This is a genomic window from Flavobacterium sp. Flavsp81 (assembly GCF_059491325.1).
The window spans coordinates 2081529-2099165 of sequence record NZ_CP168505.1; the positions used below are offsets into that span (position 1 = coordinate 2081529).

17 protein-coding genes are annotated in these 17637 nt (G+C 34.0%); 9 read left to right on the forward strand and 8 right to left on the reverse strand.

Going from position 1 to position 17637, the window contains the following annotated elements; genetic code table 11:
* Nucleotides 1–3 precede the first annotated feature (3 nt).
* The 3 genes from ACEN92_RS08385 to ACEN92_RS08395 all read left to right on the forward strand — a co-directional run bounded on the left by ACEN92_RS08385 (nt 4) and on the right by ACEN92_RS08395 (nt 3378).
* Entirely contained in the window at nt 4–1926 is a 1923-nt protein-coding gene (locus ACEN92_RS08385; RefSeq protein ID WP_495641917.1) for a DEAD/DEAH box helicase, read from the forward strand.
* A gap of 254 nt (nt 1927–2180) precedes the next feature.
* Nucleotides 2181–2954 (forward strand): carboxypeptidase-like regulatory domain-containing protein, encoded by a 774-nt coding sequence (locus ACEN92_RS08390; RefSeq protein WP_495641918.1) that lies wholly within the window; start codon nt 2181–2183, stop codon nt 2952–2954.
* A gap of 85 nt (nt 2955–3039) precedes the next feature.
* Nucleotides 3040–3378 (forward strand): DHCW motif cupin fold protein, encoded by a 339-nt coding sequence (locus ACEN92_RS08395; protein ID WP_495641919.1) that lies wholly within the window; start codon nt 3040–3042, stop codon nt 3376–3378.
* Nucleotides 3379–3621: 243 nt separating this feature from the next.
* Here ACEN92_RS08395 and ACEN92_RS08400 read toward each other — a convergent pair whose 3' ends face one another.
* Nucleotides 3622–5082 carry an aminoacyl-histidine dipeptidase gene (locus ACEN92_RS08400; protein WP_495641920.1) on the reverse strand — a complete coding sequence of 487 codons (1461 nt, stop codon included), beginning with the start codon at nt 5080–5082 and terminating at the stop codon, nt 3622–3624.
* 109 nt (nt 5083–5191) lie between these two features.
* Here ACEN92_RS08400 and ACEN92_RS08405 point away from each other — a divergent pair, with 109 nt between their 5' ends.
* From ACEN92_RS08405 to ACEN92_RS08415, 3 genes are all read left to right on the forward strand, one after another.
* The gene (locus tag ACEN92_RS08405) at nt 5192–6253 is read left to right on the forward strand and encodes a DUF3810 domain-containing protein (RefSeq protein ID WP_495641921.1); all 1062 of its coding nucleotides are present in this window, start codon (nt 5192–5194) and stop codon (nt 6251–6253) included.
* 159 nt (nt 6254–6412) lie between these two features.
* The gene (locus tag ACEN92_RS08410; RefSeq protein ID WP_007810116.1) at nt 6413–6907 is read left to right on the forward strand and encodes an RNA polymerase sigma factor; all 495 of its coding nucleotides are present in this window, start codon (nt 6413–6415) and stop codon (nt 6905–6907) included.
* A gap of 8 nt (nt 6908–6915) precedes the next feature.
* Nucleotides 6916–7548 carry a DUF8845 family protein gene (locus ACEN92_RS08415; protein WP_495641922.1) on the forward strand — a complete coding sequence of 211 codons (633 nt, stop codon included), beginning with the start codon at nt 6916–6918 and terminating at the stop codon, nt 7546–7548.
* Between the two features lie 73 nt (nt 7549–7621).
* On the opposite strand, the gene ACEN92_RS08420 is transcribed toward ACEN92_RS08415, so the two are convergent.
* Nucleotides 7622–8452, reverse strand: a complete 831-nt coding sequence (locus ACEN92_RS08420; protein WP_495641923.1) for a lysophospholipid acyltransferase family protein — start codon at nt 8450–8452, stop codon at nt 7622–7624.
* 125 nt (nt 8453–8577) lie between these two features.
* Nucleotides 8578–9228: an NUDIX hydrolase gene (locus ACEN92_RS08425; protein WP_495641924.1), complete on the reverse strand. Its 651-nt coding sequence runs from the start codon at nt 9226–9228 to the stop codon at nt 8578–8580.
* Nucleotides 9229–9321: 93 nt separating this feature from the next.
* Between ACEN92_RS08425 and ACEN92_RS08430 the strand changes: the two genes are divergently transcribed.
* Nucleotides 9322–9759: a DUF4268 domain-containing protein gene (locus ACEN92_RS08430; RefSeq protein WP_495641925.1), complete on the forward strand. Its 438-nt coding sequence runs from the start codon at nt 9322–9324 to the stop codon at nt 9757–9759.
* A gap of 51 nt (nt 9760–9810) precedes the next feature.
* On the opposite strand, the gene ACEN92_RS08435 is transcribed toward ACEN92_RS08430, so the two are convergent.
* The 5 genes from ACEN92_RS08435 to ACEN92_RS08455 form a co-directional block, all read right to left on the reverse strand.
* On the reverse strand, nt 9811–10221 hold the full coding sequence (locus tag ACEN92_RS08435; protein WP_495641926.1) for a hypothetical protein: 411 nt from the start codon (nt 10219–10221) through the stop codon (nt 9811–9813).
* Between the two features lie 18 nt (nt 10222–10239).
* Nucleotides 10240–11184: an NAD(P)H-dependent flavin oxidoreductase gene (locus ACEN92_RS08440; protein WP_495641927.1), complete on the reverse strand. Its 945-nt coding sequence runs from the start codon at nt 11182–11184 to the stop codon at nt 10240–10242.
* A 10-nt stretch (nt 11185–11194) separates the two neighbouring features.
* Nucleotides 11195–12796: a S8 family serine peptidase gene (locus ACEN92_RS08445; protein ID WP_495641928.1), complete on the reverse strand. Its 1602-nt coding sequence runs from the start codon at nt 12794–12796 to the stop codon at nt 11195–11197.
* Between the two features lie 47 nt (nt 12797–12843).
* Nucleotides 12844–14031, reverse strand: coding sequence for a tRNA 2-thiouridine(34) synthase MnmA (mnmA, locus tag ACEN92_RS08450; protein WP_495641929.1), 1188 nt, complete (start codon nt 14029–14031; stop codon nt 12844–12846).
* A 136-nt stretch (nt 14032–14167) separates the two neighbouring features.
* Nucleotides 14168–14872, reverse strand: coding sequence for a toxin-antitoxin system YwqK family antitoxin (locus tag ACEN92_RS08455; RefSeq protein ID WP_495641930.1), 705 nt, complete (start codon nt 14870–14872; stop codon nt 14168–14170).
* Between the two features lie 328 nt (nt 14873–15200).
* On the opposite strand from ACEN92_RS08455, the gene ACEN92_RS08460 reads away from it, so the two are divergent.
* Nucleotides 15201–15620 carry a hypothetical protein gene (locus ACEN92_RS08460; RefSeq protein WP_495641931.1) on the forward strand — a complete coding sequence of 140 codons (420 nt, stop codon included), beginning with the start codon at nt 15201–15203 and terminating at the stop codon, nt 15618–15620.
* 171 nt (nt 15621–15791) lie between these two features.
* A complete protein-coding gene (locus ACEN92_RS08465) occupies nt 15792–17573 on the forward strand; it encodes an AMP-dependent synthetase/ligase (RefSeq protein ID WP_495641932.1) in 1782 nt (593 codons plus the stop codon).
* Nucleotides 17574–17637 lie beyond the last annotated feature (64 nt).

Sequence of the window (17637 nt, forward strand, 5' to 3'; positions counted from 1 at the left end):
CATATGAATAAATTTGAACAATTAGGATTGAATGAATCGTTACTGAAGGCGATTTTAGATCTAGGATTTGAGAATCCGTCAGAGGTACAGGAGAAAGCGATTCCCCTATTATTGGAAAAAGACACGGATATGGTTGCGTTGGCTCAGACAGGGACAGGGAAAACGGCAGCTTTCGGTTTTCCGCTAATTCAAAAAATTGATGCTGACAACAGAAATACACAAGCATTAGTTTTATCGCCAACACGAGAACTTTGTTTACAGATTACCAACGAACTTAAAAACTACTCAAAATACGAGAAAGGTATTAATGTGGTAGCAGTTTACGGCGGGGCTAGTATTACAGAGCAAGCTAGGGACATTAAGAGAGGAGCACAAATTATTGTAGCAACTCCGGGAAGAATGCAAGACATGATCAACAGAGGATTGGTTAACATTAAAAATATAGATTACTGTATTTTGGATGAGGCTGACGAAATGCTGAACATGGGATTTTATGAGGATATCGTATCTATTTTATCTGATACTCCTGATCAAAAAAGTACATGGTTGTTCTCTGCAACTATGCCACAAGAGGTTGCCAGAATTGCAAAACAATTTATGAGCGATCCTGTAGAAATTACAGTTGGAACTAAAAATTCAGGTTCTGCAACGGTTTCTCACGAATTTTACTTAGTAAATGCGCGTGACCGTTACGAAGCCTTGAAACGTTTAGCCGATGCTAACCCGGATATTTTCTCTGTGGTTTTCTGTCGTACTAAAAGAGATACTCAGGCTGTAGCTGAAAAATTAATTGAAGATGGATACAGTGCTGCTGCATTGCACGGAGATTTGTCTCAGGCGCAACGTGATGGTGTAATGAAATCTTTCCGTGGAAGACAAATTCAGATGCTTGTTGCTACTGATGTTGCTGCACGTGGTATTGACGTTGATAATATTACACACGTTGTAAATTACCAACTTCCTGACGAGATTGAAACATACAATCACCGTTCAGGACGTACTGGTAGAGCTGGAAAATTAGGAACTTCTATCGTAATTGTTACTAAAAGTGAATTACGTAAAATTTCTTCTATCGAAAGAATTATCAAGCAAAAATTCGAAGAAAAAACAATCCCATCCGGAATCGAGATCTGCGAAATTCAATTATTGCACTTAGCAACCAAAATTAAAGATACTGAAGTTGATCACGAAATTGACAACTATTTACCAGCAATCAACAATGTTCTTGAAGGTTTATCTAAAGAAGAATTGATCAAGAAAATGGTGTCAGTAGAATTTAACCGTTTTATTGCTTATTACAAAAAGAACAGAGATATTTCAAATCAGTCTTCAGGTTCTGAAAGACGTGAAAGAGGTGATTCTGAACCAAGAGAATTCAATAATAACGGAGCAACCCGTTATTTCGTAAACATCGGTTCAAGAGACAATTTCGACTGGATGACACTTAAGGATTACCTGAAAGAAACATTAGACTTAGGTCGTGATGATGTTTTCAAGGTAGATGTAAAAGAAGGTTTCTCTTTCTTTAACACTGATCCTGAGCATACTGATAAAGTTATGGAAGTATTAAACAACGTACAATTAGAAGGACGTCGTATTAATGTTGAAATTTCTAAAAATGATGGTGGCGGAAGACGTGACCATAATGGACGCAGTGGTGGCGCAAGAACCTCTGGAGGCCCAAGACGTGAAGGAAGCTTTGCTCCAAGACGTGAAGGTTCTGGCGGCGGCGGATTTAGAAGCGACAGAAGCTCAGCTCCAAGAGAAGGCGGCGGTTTCAGAAGTGACAGAAGTTCATCTGCTCCAAAAAGAGAAGGTGGTTTTAGAAGCTCAACACCAAGAACCGAAGGAGGCTCAGACAGAGCTCCAAGACGTTCTGAAAGCTTTGGTGATTCGCCAAGACCAAGAAGACCAAGAAGAGATTAATCATTTAATTTTCTTTTAAATATAAAAATCCCAAATTCCAATTAGTACGGAATTTGGGATTTTTTTATTTAAAAACTTTTTTTGAATTGATGCGTTTTATAATTCGAAACCATTCAATTTAAATCTTCTTATTCCCTTTTTAGTTAAATACTAAAAGTAACACTTCTTTCCTTTGTTAATTTTCTGATAATTATATTCGGAGACTGCGAAATATTTAATCCTGATTTACTACTTTTAGTGCTTTAAATCAGGATATGAAATATTTCGCAGTTTTCTTTTTTATACTACTATCAGGCATAGGTTTTGCACAAGACACTCAACCTACAGTCCCTCAAAGGGTCTCTGGTTACATTATTAACGATAATAGTAAACAGCCTCTTTCTAATGTAAACGTCATTAATACAAATAAAGTACGTGGTGCCATGTCTGATGCCAAAGGATATTTTGAAATTGATGTACAGGTAAATGACACACTGCATTTTTCGATTTTAGGATTTCAATCTTTAAGAATCAGGGTTACCAATGACTGGATAAAAAACAAAGTAACACGAATTCAGCTTACTGAAAAAGCAATCGCACTTGAAGAAGTTATTATTGCTCCTTTTAATTTAACAGGCTATCTTGAAGTCGATTCAAAATTAATTCCAACCAAAGAAAATTATCGTTATAGTATTTCAGGTCTTACACAAGGTTACGAAGCGGGTGAATATTCGCCTAATGCATTTGGAAAAGTACTAGGGTCTATATTTAATCCGGCTGATATGCTTTATAATTTCTTTGGAAAAAATGCAAAAGAGCTCAAGAAGCTAAAAGAGATGAAAAAAGATGATACAGTGAGGAATCTTTTAGAATCTAAATATGACCGCGAAACCATTTCTGTACTTTTAGGAATAAGCAAAGATGAGATTCCTGAAATTCTGCATCGCTGCAGTTATTCCGATGCTTTTATCCAAGAAGCAAACGATTTGCAAATTATGGATGCCATAAGTGGTTGTTATGAACAATACAAAGTCTTAAAACGAAATTAATTATTTCTTATAAATGAATCCTCAATTATGAATTGGGGATTTTTATTTCAAACCAATCCCTACTTGATTATTAAACCTAAAAAATATGTCTGCTATACCTTTTCAAACAATTGACTGGAATCAAATTCCAAAAACAGAACACCTTGGAGAAACAGGAAAAGCATATTGGCAAACTATACAATTAGGAAATTTGCGTATTCGAAAGGTTACTTATTCTCAAAATTACATTGCTGATCACTGGTGCCAGAAAGGACATATTGTACATTGTCTTGAAGGAGATTTTATTAGCGAATTAGAGAACGGAGAAAAATTCAGCCTTTCGAAAGGAATGACTTATGTCGTTTCTGATGATGTAAGTTCTCACCGCTCAATAACGACTAAAGGAGTTGAGTTATTAATAATAGATGGTGATTTTCTAAAATAATATTACAAACAAATTAAAATATTGTGTGTACATTTACTCATATACAATTAAAATAACTAAAATTAAAAAAGATATGGCAAAGAGTCAGGATGCAAAAAAGACGGCAAAAAAAGAACCTCTTAAAACTGCAAAAGAAAAGAAAGAAGAAAAGAGAGAGAAGAAAAATGCTCCGAAAAGAGATTAATTTTTAGTATTCAGTCACAGTTTACAGTAACTGGATACTGTAAACTGCGACTGTACACTTTATTTTACTGGAATATTCGAAAGAATTTCTAATACAAATTTCCAATACTTTTGAGCTGAAGAAATACTTGCTCTTTCATCAGGAGAATGCGCTCCGTGAATTGTTGGCCCGAAAGAAATCATATCCATATCCGGATAATTCGTTCCTAAAATTCCACATTCCAAACCTGCGTGACAGGCTACAACTTTAGGCTTTTCATTATTTTGTTTTTCGTAAATTTCTTTTAAAACTTCTAATATCTCAGAATTCACATTTGGTGTCCAGCCTGGATAAGAACCGGAAAGTTCAACTTCACATCCAACCAATTCAAAAGCAGAACGCAACGAATTAGCCAAATCAAATTTTGAAGTTTCAACAGAAGAACGGGTTAAACATCCAACCAATATTTCTCCATCTTTTATTATAACACGTGCAATATTATTTGAAGTCTCTACTAAATCTTCCATATCAGCACTCATTCTGTAAACCCCGTTATGAGCTGCATAAATAGCGCGAATAATCCCTTCCTGAACTCCTAAATCCATTACTTTTTCAGGCAAATCGCATTTCACGATTTCAATAGAAAGATTTGGTTCTGTCGTTTTATATTCAGCTTTAATATCATTGATAATTTCCTGCATATCAAAAATGTAAGCTTCATCAAACATCTCTGAAATGATTACTTTCGCTACACTTTCTCTCGGAATTGCATTTCGCAAACTTCCTCCATTAATCTCAGCCACTTGCAAACCGAAGTTTTCAAAAGCATCAAATAACAAACGGTTCATGATTTTATTGGCATTTCCTAAGCCTTTATGAATATCCATTCCTGAATGACCTCCATTTAATCCTTTTACTGTGATAATATGACCAACTGAACCTTCAGGAACTTCTTCTTCATAATAGGTTCTGGTAGCCGTTACATCAATTCCACCGGCACATCCAATATCTATTTCGTCATCTTCTTCAGTATCTAAATTCAGTAAAATCTGCCCTTGAAGAATTCCGCCTTTTAAATTTAATGCACCAGTCATTCCGGTTTCTTCATCGATTGTAAATAAAGCTTCAATTGCAGGATGCGGAATATCTTTGCTTTCCAGAATAGCCATAATAGTTGCTACTCCTAACCCATTATCTGCCCCAAGTGTGGTTCCGCGAGCACGAACCCAGTCACCATCAACATACATATCAATCCCCTGTGCCTCGAAATCAAAAACGGTATCTGCATTTTTTTGATGAACCATATCAAGATGCCCTTGCAAAACAATTGCTTTGCGGTTTTCCATTCCCGGAGTTGCTGGTTTCCTGATAATTACATTTCGAATTTCGTCTTCAAAAGTTTCCAAACCTAAACTATTTCCAAAGTTCTTCATGAACTCGATCACACGCTCTTCTTTTTTTGATGGACGCGGAACAGCGTTTAAATCTGCAAATTTATTCCATAGCGCTTTAGGTTCCAGATTTCTTATTTCCTGACTCATTATATTTTGTTTGTAGTTTAACAATTAAGAGCTTCAAAGTTACAAAGTTTAAATTCTATTTCAGTACTAAATAAGATTGATTTATATTTACGTATCCAAAAATTATATCGTGAAACGAAAATACATTTTACTTTTATTACTGCTCCTTCAGATTATACTTTTAAAGATACTTCCATTCTTTCCTGAATTCATAGAACGCTTTTACAGCAATGGATTGTATCTGAAAATTTCACATTTTTCGAGAATACTTTTAGGTAGAATTCCATTTTCAGTTGGTGATTGTATTTATTTTATTTTGATTTTATTTTTGATTCGATGGATTTGGAAAACCAGAAAGACCTGGAAACTAAATTGGAAAGATAATCTCCTGAAAACATTAAGCATAATTTCTATATTTTATTTTTTCTTTCATGTCCTTTGGGCGTTGAATTATTACAGAGAACCTCTTTTTGAAAAAATGAAAATCAAAAGAGAATATACCGATATCGAATTACTTGTTTTTACTAAAAAACTAATTGCAAAAACAAATGAAATCCAGTTTCAAATAACAAAAAAAAACAGTTCAAAAATAGTTTTTCCGTATTCACAGGAACAAGCTTTCCGAATGAATTTAGATGGTTATAAAAACCTTGCAAAAGAACATCCTTTCTTTAAATATGAAATTTTGAGCGTTAAAAAATCGCTCTTCAGCCTGCCTTTAACTTATATGGGATTTGGAGGTTATTTGAATCCCTTTACTAATGAAGCTCAGGTAAATGATTTATTGCCAATGTATAACTTTCCCGCTACAACCTGTCACGAAATGGCGCATCAAATGGGTTTTGCAAGTGAAAGTGAATGTAATTTTATTGGTGTTTTGGCATCCGTTAAAAATGAAAATTTATACTATCAATATTCCGGTTATAGTTTTGCTTTGCGATACTGCTTAGGAATTTGGCAGCTTAAAAACGAGAAGATTTTTAATCAGTTAAAGAAAACAGTTCATGTTGGTATTTTAGAAAACTATAAGGAAAGTCATGATTTTTGGAAACAATATGACACTTTTATAGATGAAGGTTTTCATGTTTTTTACGACAATTTTTTAAAAATAAACCATCAAAAAGACGGTATGGAAGGGTATAGCAAGTTTGTAGATTTAATGGTGAATTATTATAAAACCAGAAAATTATAAAAGCCCACCACGAATTGCACGAATTATCACGAATTTTTATAAAAAATGATTTTACTTTTGAATACTCTTAAGTCATTAGCCAAATGATAATTTGTGAAATTTGTGACCAAAAAGATAATTCATTGTAACAAAATAGGCTTCAATACTACTAATACCTATATGAGCGAAAATCTAGAACAGTCATTTGTTGCGCAATTGCAGGCAAATCAGAATATAATCCACAAAATTTGTAGATTATATACTGCCGGCGAAGATGCTCATAAGGACTTGTTTCAGGAAATCACCATTCAGCTTTGGAAAGCGTATCCTAAATTTAGAGGCGACAGTAAATTTTCGACCTGGACGTATCGTGTTGCTTTAAATACAGCCATAACCCTATATCGAAAAACCAAAAGAACCATATCTACCGTAGATTATGAAAGTCACCAGCATTTTGTAAAGGATGTTGATTACAACTATGAAGAGGAAGAGCAGATTAAATTGATGTATAAAGCCGTATATCAGCTCAATGACATCGAAAAAGCATTAGTTTTTATGTATTTAGAAGACAAAGATTATCAAGAGATAGCAGAAACCTTAGGAATCAGCGAAGTGAATGCACGTGTGAAAATGAACAGAATTAAAGGGAAACTTAAAAAAATACTAAATCCTTAAAAATTATTATGAAAGAACTGGATTTATTAAAAAAAGACTGGAAAAAGAACGCCGATTCTTTTGAACAAATTTCAGAAAATGAAATCTACAAAATGATTCATAAAAAATCCTCTTCGATCGTGAAGTGGATTTTGATTATCAGTATTTTGGAAATTTTATTCTGGACAGTTTCAAATTTATTTTTCAGCACTGATGAAATGTTAATTAAGATAAATCATCCTGAAATGATTTTTTATCTTGAAGTCTTAACGTACTTCAATTATGTTGTGGTTTTAGTTTTTGTATATTTTTTCTATAAAAATTATAAAACCATATCTGCCACAGAATCTACAAAATTGTTGATGAGCAGTATTCTAAAAACCCGAAAAACAGTTCAATATTATGTTTGGTACAATTTAGGAATGGCTGTTATAAGTTCAATTATTAGCTTCTTTATTGCTTTTGTATACAATCCTGACATGGCATTTTTAAAAGACAAATTAGCTGCCAATGGTAAAACAATATTTATTACCGGCGGAATTTTACTCTTGGTAACATTAGTGTTTTTAGGTATGTTCTGGTGTTTTTACAGATTGTTGTACGGAACACTGTTACGTCGCTTATACGCCAATTATAAGGAATTGAAGAAAATAGATTTCTAAAACGAAAGTCGTGAAAGATAAAGCAAAGATTAAAGTTTTTTTTGAAAGTAACCGGAAAATAAACATTTACAATCTAATTTTCATTTTCTGATGCCTTATAACTCCATCTTCTCTTTTCGTTAAGTTCTTCCTCAATTTTTATTACCTCGGCCGGAATAACTTTTAAGAATGATGGATGCTGTTCTATTGCATACTCTACTTTTTCAACAATTTCTTCAATAGTATCATTTTCATAATCAATATCAAGAGGTTCTTTGATAATGAAAGACTGCAGGATATTTTTCTTTTTCATTCGTAATCCTTTTTTATCAAATGAACGACGGAATCCGTCAATCACAATCGGAATCACAATAGGCTTATGCTGTTTAATGATATGCGCGGTGCCTTTTCGGACAGGTTTAAACGATTTTGTAGTTCCCTGCGGAAATGTAATTACCCAGCCATCTTCAAGCGCTATTCTGATATTTTCTGTGTCATTTGGGTTAACGTCACGTTTCTCGGTAACATCTACACCTTTCGCGCGCCAGGTTCTTTCTACAGTAATAGCTCCAACGTAAGCTAAGATCCTTGGTAACAATCCTGATTGCATAGTTTCTTTGGCGGCAACATAATACAAATTCATTTTAGGATGCCATAAATAACCAATATTCTTAATTGTGTCCTGACGTCCTGATAAGCTTGCATTAAAAACATGAAACATCGCTACAACATCAGCAAAATAGGTCTGGTGATTTGATATAAACAAAACATTTGTATCCGGTAACGTTTTAATGATTTCAGATCCTTCAATCTGCAATTCATTAAAGCCCCTATATCTTCTGTGAGTCATGGCTCCTAAAATGCGGATTAACCATTTCTTGATGAATAATATATGTCCGAAAGGATTTCGTTTAAACAATCCCATAGCAGTAAATTATGTGTTTTTGTTAAAGCGCAAACATACAAAAATTATTTTTTTGGCAATCATCACTAACAATTTTGAAAAGAAACAGTTATCCTAATGAATATCAAATCATTAAATTTACGTTTTTAAATCTTTTCTTCAAAAGTAATTTTCAAAACATCTCTTAATTCACTTAAAATCATCGCTGTCGCCCCCCAGACTACATGATTTTGAATATTAAATGCAGGAACCAAAATATTAGCAGCATAAGAAGTTGATAATGTGGCTTCGATTATAATTTCATCATTTAAAAAAACAGAAAGCGGCAATTCAATGATATCGGCTACTTCTCTGATATCCGGATAAAATGACAGTTCTTGTGATGAAATTCCTAAAAAGGGATGCACCAAAAAATTACTTGGCGGTATATACATTGGTGTAAACTGCTTTATAATTTCAATTTTTTCAGATGAAATTCCAACTTCTTCATGGGTTTCGCGTAGAGCTGTTTCTTTAAAATCGGCATCTGAAATTTCATATTTGCCTCCCGGAAATGCAATTTGGGAAGAATGAACCCCATCATAAGCATTCCGAACGATTAATACCAGATGTGTTTTTCCATTTTTAGGATAAAACAACATCATAACGGCAGCTATCCTTGGTTTTTTTTCAGACAAATCAAGATTTTTCATTAGCGTAATCCGTTCTAAGGGAGCCATTTTTACATGTGCTTTTTCAGCAGGCAATTCAACCGGAATTAAATTAGGAACATGTTGCAAAAAATCTTGAAAATCCATAATCAAAGTTTATTTTTGTACTTTCAAACAAAGTATAAATATAGTCCAGAAAACACGTTTCTACAAGTTTTCGCGGATCTAAAGCCATAATAAATGTACAGCAGAGAAGAATCACAAAAATTAAAGAGAGAATTTTGGGTAGCTTTCGCCGAGAAACATCCACGAAAATGGGTGCTTTATGATACCAAGATCAAGGATTTCTCTTTTAAGTTTTATGTAGACAATAAAAAAGCCCAGGTTTTAATTGATATCGAACACCGAAGCGATGAGAAACGAACTGCTTATTTTGAAAAAATAAAAGCTTTAAAAAACATTCTGGAAGAGGAATTCATCAAAGATTTGGTTTTCGAAAAAAATTACACTTTAGAGAGCGGTAAAACTATTAGCCGAATTTGGATTGAGAAACAGGGTGTCGGATTCAGCAATCGCAATAACTGGGATGCTATTTTTGATTTTTTCTTTGAAAAAATGAATGCCCTTGAGATGTTTTATTTAGAGTATGATGAGTTTATAAAAGATATTGAAAATTAATAAGTAGTTACCACATCAAAAAAATTGAAATTTATAATATGAATTATTGTTTTATACTGTGACAATATTATATAAAATAATGTGTTCATCATAATTAATATAAAGCTGTTTGCGATAGTCTTGTTTTTTTCTGGTAATAATTGATATTTTACAGTCGACACCATCATTATCTTTACAAATAAAAGAATAAACAATATCAGTATCATTTTCTTCTCTGGCAATATAATCTATAATATTAAACAATTGTATTTCCTGCGAATACACCACAATCCTGTGTTTTTCCGTATCTAATATCACAGAAAGATTCACCAAATCCAGATTAGACCATTTTCCCCATTTCCCTTTGTCATTTTTTTCTAAAACGCTAAATCCTGAAGTTTTAAAACGGTACGATTGGCTATAGGATTGCTGTAAACCAAACCCTAAAAAAAGAAACAATATATAGACGCGAATAGTATTCATAAAGTATAATTAAAAGCTTTAAAACTCAAATTTAGTTTTTTCCTGACTGGCAATTTCAAATTCAGCCATCATTTCTTTAATAATTTGTTCAACAGGCAAAATTTCGTGGATTAATCCTGCAATTTGCCCAATTTCAAGCTCTCCTTCTTCCATGTCCCCCTCAAACATTCCTTTTTTTGCCCTTGCTCTGCCTAAAAGCTGTATCAAATCTTCTTTTGAAGGGCATTTTTCATATAGATTCTGCACATCCTGATAAAATTTATTTTTAATCAATCTGACCGGTGCTAATTCTTTTAAAGTTAATTGGGTATCACCTTCATTCAGGCTAATAATTTTTTGTTTGAAATTATTATGAGACGAAGATTCAACCGAAGCTGCAAAACGACTTCCAACCTGAACACCATCTGCACCCAAAATCATGGCGGCTAACATTCCTCTGCCTGTTGCAATTCCACCAGCTGCAATAATTGGAATCTGAATTTTTTCTTTCACCATCGGAATCAATGTTAACGTTGTTGTTTCATCACGTCCGTTATGGCCTCCTGCTTCAAAACCTTCAGCAACAATGGCATCTGCTCCGGCTTCTTGTGCTTTTAAAGCAAAAATACTGCTGCTCACTACATGAACTACTGTAATCCCTTTTTCTTTTAAAAATGAAGTCCAGGTTTTAGGATTCCCTGCCGAAGTAAAAACAATCTTTATGCCTTCATTAACTACAATATTCATTATCTCTTCGATGTTTGGATACAGCATCGGAATATTAACTCCAAATGGTTTGTCGGTTGCCTTTTGACATTTTTGAATGTGTTCCCTCAAGACTTCAGGGTACATGGAACCGGCACCAATAAGGCCTAAACCTCCTGAATTACTTACGGCAGATGCCAGTTTATAACCGCTGTTCCAAATCATACCACCCTGAATGATTGGATATTTTATATTGAAAAGTTGGATGATTTTATTCATTTAAAAATGCTTATTGTTTGATAATCTTTCCGGTTTTGTGCAAACCTTCAGCCTCAAAAGTATAAAAATAGAGTCCGCTTTTTAATGATTCTACAGAAAGATTTGGATTTTGACCGGTAATTTTTTTGTCAATTACTTTCTGTCCCAAAATTGAATAGATTGAAACTGAAGCATCATTTATTTCATTGGAAAATGAAAACGTAATATTATTCACAGCTGGATTTGGATACACTATGAAATCCTTATTCTCAAAAGTTGTAATTCCTAAAGTAGTACCAAAATTAGGAATTCCATAACCATAATTGTTATCGGGAGTTAAATATTTATCTGAAGACTGAATTACCATATCTCTGATTTCCTGATTTGTTTTTGTTGGAAAAGCCTGCCACAAACAAGCAATCATTCCAGCCATAATCGGGCATGAAAACGAAGTTCCATTAATAGTGACAATAGAACCTGAAGTATTCGAAACAACTGCCGCCGTACCCTGTGCCATAACATCAGGCTTTGTTCTTCCATCATAACTTGGGCCTATTGAGCTAAAACCAGACCTTACTTTGGCAGCTGTAACAGCTCCAACAGTAATTACCGAAACAGCATCCGCAGGCCCGCCAATGTGTTTTTCAGTCGTATTACCTTCATTACCTGCTGAAGCAACAACGATGATTCCTTTGCTAAAAGCAATTTCAGCACCACGCGAAATAAAATTAGTAATTCCGTTCATATCGCTATACGTATGGCTATAATTGGCGTTATCATAACCAAAATAACCCAGTGAAGTGGTAATTATATCAACTCCTAAACTATCTGCTTTTTCTGCTGCTTCTACCCAGAGTGACTCTTCAACAGGATTTTCAGAGGCATCATTTTCGGTAATAAACAAATAGTACGAAGCATCCGGCGCGGTACCAATTAATGCATTTTCCTTATAACCTCCCATTGTCGAAAGTACCATTGTACCATGATCATCTCCTGCATAAAAGTTTGTGCTTCTGGAAACAAAATCATAACCTCCTAAAATTCGGTTATTGTTTATTAGATTTTGAAAAGGCTGTGCGGTATTGACATTCGGAAAACCGGCATCTAAAACTGCAATTATTTTACCCGAACCTGTATAATTCTGTTCGTGTAAAACTTGTCCGTTAAGCATCTGAATCTGATTCGCTGAAGTTCCGTAAGCATAATTAACTGTAGTTTTGAGTTTATCGTTTGTCTGAACTATTTTATTTTCTGAAACTTTTTTGGAAGTCGTATTTAAATTTTTATTGGCAAAAACCACTTTATCAACAAAAACTAAGTTTTTCAAAGCCATAATATTTACCTGTGTTCCCCGAATATGAAGAGCATTTAACCATTTGGATTGAGCCATAACGGTAATTCCCGTGCCCGATTTTATCTGATCAACATAGGTTGTTTCCAAAGGGGCATCAGAAAAACTTAAAGCAATATTTTGATTTGTCCTTCTGTCGAGAGACCGTTGGGAGAGCATTAGCAATGGAGAATCTAAATAGGTCTGAGCAGATGGCTTTACATTAAAATATACCCAGGCATCTTCCTGAGAAAACATCACAGTTGAAACCATTAAGAGTAAAATTGAGTAATATATCTTCATAACAATTTACTTTTTTAAGGTGAAAACCTTTGTAAAAAAGTATAAAGCTATGAAATTACTCCCGAACCAACTAATTCATTATCGAAATACCAGGCAGCAAACTGACCTTCGGTTATAGCAGATTGCGGCTTATCAAAACGAATGTACATTCCACTTACAAATTGATATAAGGTTGCTTTTTCCAAAGGCTGGCGATAACGAATTCTCGCCATTACCTCCATACTTTCCCCTACTTTCAAAGCGATGTCGGTACGAATCCAGTGTACTTCGGACTTTTCTATAAATAACGCCTTTTTAAACAGTCCGGGATGCTGGCTTGTTAATCCTGTATAAATCGTATTGGTTTCAACATTCGTGGCAATAATAAATAACGGATCTGTTGTGCCGCCTACATTTAGCCCTTTTCGTTGTCCGATTGTAAAATAATGAGCTCCCTGATGTTTCCCTACAACTTTTCCCATTGTTGGAAAATAATCAAGTTTTTGAGCTTCTAATTTTAGTTCTTCTTCCAGAGAAAGACTAACAGGTTTTTCAATAGTATAAATTGGATCGTTTTTATCAATCTGAACAATCTTTCCTTCTTTAGGCTGTAATTTTTGTTGTAAAAATTCCGGCAAACGTACTTTTCCAATAAAACATAATCCTTGAGAATCTTTCTTTTCGGCAGTAACCAAATCCATTTCGGCAGCAATTTCACGAACTTCCGGTTTTGTCAAAGCACCGATCGGAAACAATGATTTTGCCAATTGCTCTTGCGACAACTGGCATAAAAAGTACGATTGATCTTTGTTGTTATCTGCGCCGGCAATCAATTGATAGATAGTTTTACCGTCAACTTCGATTTCACTTTTTTGGCAATAATGTCCTGTTGCCACAAAATCGGCACCAAGGCTTAAGGCAATTTTCATAAAAACATCAAATTTGATTTCACGATTACAAAGTACGTCAGGATTTGGAGTTCTCCCCTTTTCATATTCGCTGAACATATAATCAACGATTTTTTCTTTGTATTCTTCACTTAAATCAACGGTCTGAAACGGTATTCCGAGTTTTTCAGCTACTAATAATGCGTCATTACTATCTTCTAACCAAGGACATTCATTAGAAATAGTAACCGAATCATCATGCCAGTTTTTCATAAAAAGGCCAATAACCTCGTAACCTTGCTGTTGCAATAAATAAGCAGCAACACTAGAATCTACTCCTCCGGAAAGTCCAACAACTACACGTTTCATTTTAACTCCTTTATATTTTTATAAGGGTGCAAAGGTAAACCATATTTTAGATAATTATATGGCTTTTGATTAGTTTATATAATCCTGTAGTAGATAAAACCTATTGCTTTTTAAATTGATGAGGATTAAAGAAAAATTATTCCATCTTAGGTTTGGAATCAGCTTGGTAATTGCTTTTTGGGTCACTCATATTCACCTCTTTAATCAATTTTCCTTTGGTAAAAAATTGCCACATTCCTACTTTCTTTCCATTTAAGAATTTCCCTTTAGAGGCAACAGTTCCGTCTGAATCATAAAAAACAGCATCGCCATTATACTCATTATTTTTGTATGTTGACTGCTCTAACAGCGTTCCGTTCACTGCTGTTTTTTTATAGATTCCGTCTTTCAGACCATTTTTATACGTCATCTCCTCTGCAACTTTACTATTTGGATAGTATACCGTTCTTGGTCCTTCTAATTTTCCGTTTTTATAGTTTTCTATTGTCATTACAACAATAGAAGCTTTGTGGTAATACTTCCATTCCCCTTCGTAATTTTTCCCAATTACTTTGCCTTCACTTACCTTATTTTTCTTTTGGTCATAAAAAATCGTATAGGCACTTCCATCATTAGCACTAAAATCGCGTGTTGCTACAACATCTCCTTTTTTAGTATCATCAAAAAATTTGAAAATCCCGGTTTCTTTACCATGACTAAATGTACCTTCATAACGAGGTCGTTTAGAAACTTCATAAGTACCTTTCCAAAGACCTTCTTTTTTCCCTTTGGCATCTACTTTATTAAATTCCTGCGCAAAGCCCATTGCGCTTATTAAAAACAAAATCCAAAAATTCTTCATATTTTCTTTTTTCTATATAACAACAAATATTGCTTTTTAGTATTGCAAATGTATGACCATTTAAAGAGAAACATATTTATTTTATCTGTAAAGTATTCATTAAACAAGACAGACTCAAAATTACCTCTAAAACGATCCGGTTTTAAAAAGTCAAAATTAAAAAAATCAAGATTATCTCCGGAAAAATTTCAGGTATATCAGCTGTTTTTTAATAAAAAAAATACAAAAAGGTTTTAATAAGTTAGAATACATTTTACAATTTAAACTATATTCGCAGACAAAATAACGCCCGATTATTTATTAAACCCAACCCATAAACCTGCACATAATGAAATTTTTAAACCTATTCCTGCTTACACTTTTTCTAGGTGTTACAAAATTACATGCACAAGTTAAAGTTGAAGAAATTACTTATAAAGCCAACAATCATTTTATTACGATTACTATTGGTTATCCTGTTACCGGAATTTATTTTTCTGAAGGAAAAAAGGAGCCTACTATTTTATTAAATCCGGACGGAACAGGAGTTTTCCAGCATGACGATCTAGCCAAAAAAAACATAGTATGGGGAATTGAATGCTCAGAAGAAGGGGTTCCAATTTTTAAAGCAGGCTTCAATAGTGCTTCGTATACATTCTGGTATAAAACAGACGATAATCAAGGGTGGGTCCATACTCAATTCTCCATCCATTTCAACAAGAAAAAAATGTATCTTATGGGAGAAAGGATCAAGGAATATGACGATTAAAAACCGTTGACAAATTAAAATTTATATTCATTTGACAAAATTTAGTACCAGAATGAAAACGTTTTCGTTGAATTTAAATATTAACTCAAAAATTTACCATTTTATTTTACAAAATTAAAAATTTTACCTATTTTTTATTTAATTTGCGGTAAAATTCAATATATCATATAAATGGTTTTAATCACACGCCTTTTTGATTTTCCTTATTATCAACAAGAAACTTATAATCTTCAGGTTGCCTTAGCTACCAAAAAAAATGGGGTTTGGGAAAAAACATCCAGCAATGACTATATTGCTAAAGCCAATGCTATTTCAAGGGCATTGCTGCGCATGGGTGTTCAAAAAGATGACAAAATTGCTTTAATAACTTCAAATAACCGCACGGAATGGAATATTATGGACATTGGTATTTTACAAACCGGAGCTCAAAATGTACCAATTTATCCAACCATTTCCGAGGAAGATTATGAATATATACTGAACCATAGCGAAAGTATGTATTGCTTCGTTTCTGATGAAGAAGTGCTTCGAAAAGTGAATCTTATCAAAGCGAATGTTCCAACATTAAAAGAAGTCTATTCTTTTAATGAAATTGCTGGCTGCAAACATTGGTCAGAGTTATTGACTTTGGGCGAGGATGAAAGCAATCAGTCTGAAGTTGAAGCCAGAAAAGACAGCATAAAAGAAGATGATCTGGCTACTATTATTTATACTTCGGGAACTACAGGAAGACCTAAAGGTGTTATGCTTTCTCATAAAAATATTGTATCAAATGTTTTGGACAGTGCTCCGAGAATTCCGTTTGATGCAGGAAAAAGCACCGCTTTGAGCTTCTTGCCTATTTGCCATATTTTTGAAAGAATGATTTTGTACATCTATCAATATTATGGTGTTTCGGTTTATTTTGGAGAATCTATTGAAAAAATCAGTGACAATCTAAAAGAAGTTCGTCCAACTGTAATCACAGCTGTACCAAGGCTTTTAGAGAAAGTTTACGATAAAATCTACGCAAAAGGATCCGAATTAACCGGCATCAAGAAAAAACTGTTTTTCTGGGCTATTGATTTAGGTTTAAAATACGAGCCATACGGAGCCAATGGTTTCTGGTATGAGTTTCAGTTGAAAATTGCCCGAAAATTGATCTTCAGCAAATGGAAAGAAGGTTTGGGAGGAAATTTAGATTTGATGGTTTCCGGAAGTGCCGCTTTACAACCCCGTTTGTCAAGAGTTTTTGCTGCTGCCGAAATTCCGGTTATGGAAGGTTACGGCTTATCTGAAACTTCGCCTGTAATTGCCGTAAACGACCAAAGAAATAGAGGTTTCAAAATTGGAACTGTCGGAAAAGTAATTCGCAATGTCGAAGTTAAGATTGCTCCGGACGGCGAAATTCTTTGCAAAGGACCAAATGTAATGTTAGGTTACTTTAAAGACCCTGAAAAAACAGCCGAAGCTTTACAAGACGGTTATTTCCATACAGGAGATATTGGTGAAATTGACAGCGAAGGTTTCCTGAAAATTACCGATCGTAAAAAAGAAATGTTCAAGACTTCGGGCGGAAAATACATTGCGCCGCAGTTAATTGAAAACGCCATGAAACAATCCCGTTTTATTGAACAGATTATGGTGATTGGTGATGGCGAGAAAATGCCTGCTGCTTTTATTCAGCCAAATTTTGAATTTGTAAAAGAATGGGCTAAAATTCATAAAATTGCTTTAGGCAGTACAAATGAAGAAATCGTTAAAAATGAGCAGGTCATAAAACGTATTGATGAAGAAATTGAAGGCATCAATGAAAAGTTTGGGAATTGGGAAAAGATCAAACGCTTTGAACTTACTCCGGATGTCTGGTCTATTGATGGCGGACAGCTTACTCCTACTTTAAAATTAAAACGTAAAATCATTAAAGAAATGTATAAGGATCTTTACACTAAAATATATGGTAACAACAATTAAGAACCAAATTATATAAACCAACGAAAACGGCTGTCTTTGTGAGACAGCCGTTTTTTATTTAAAA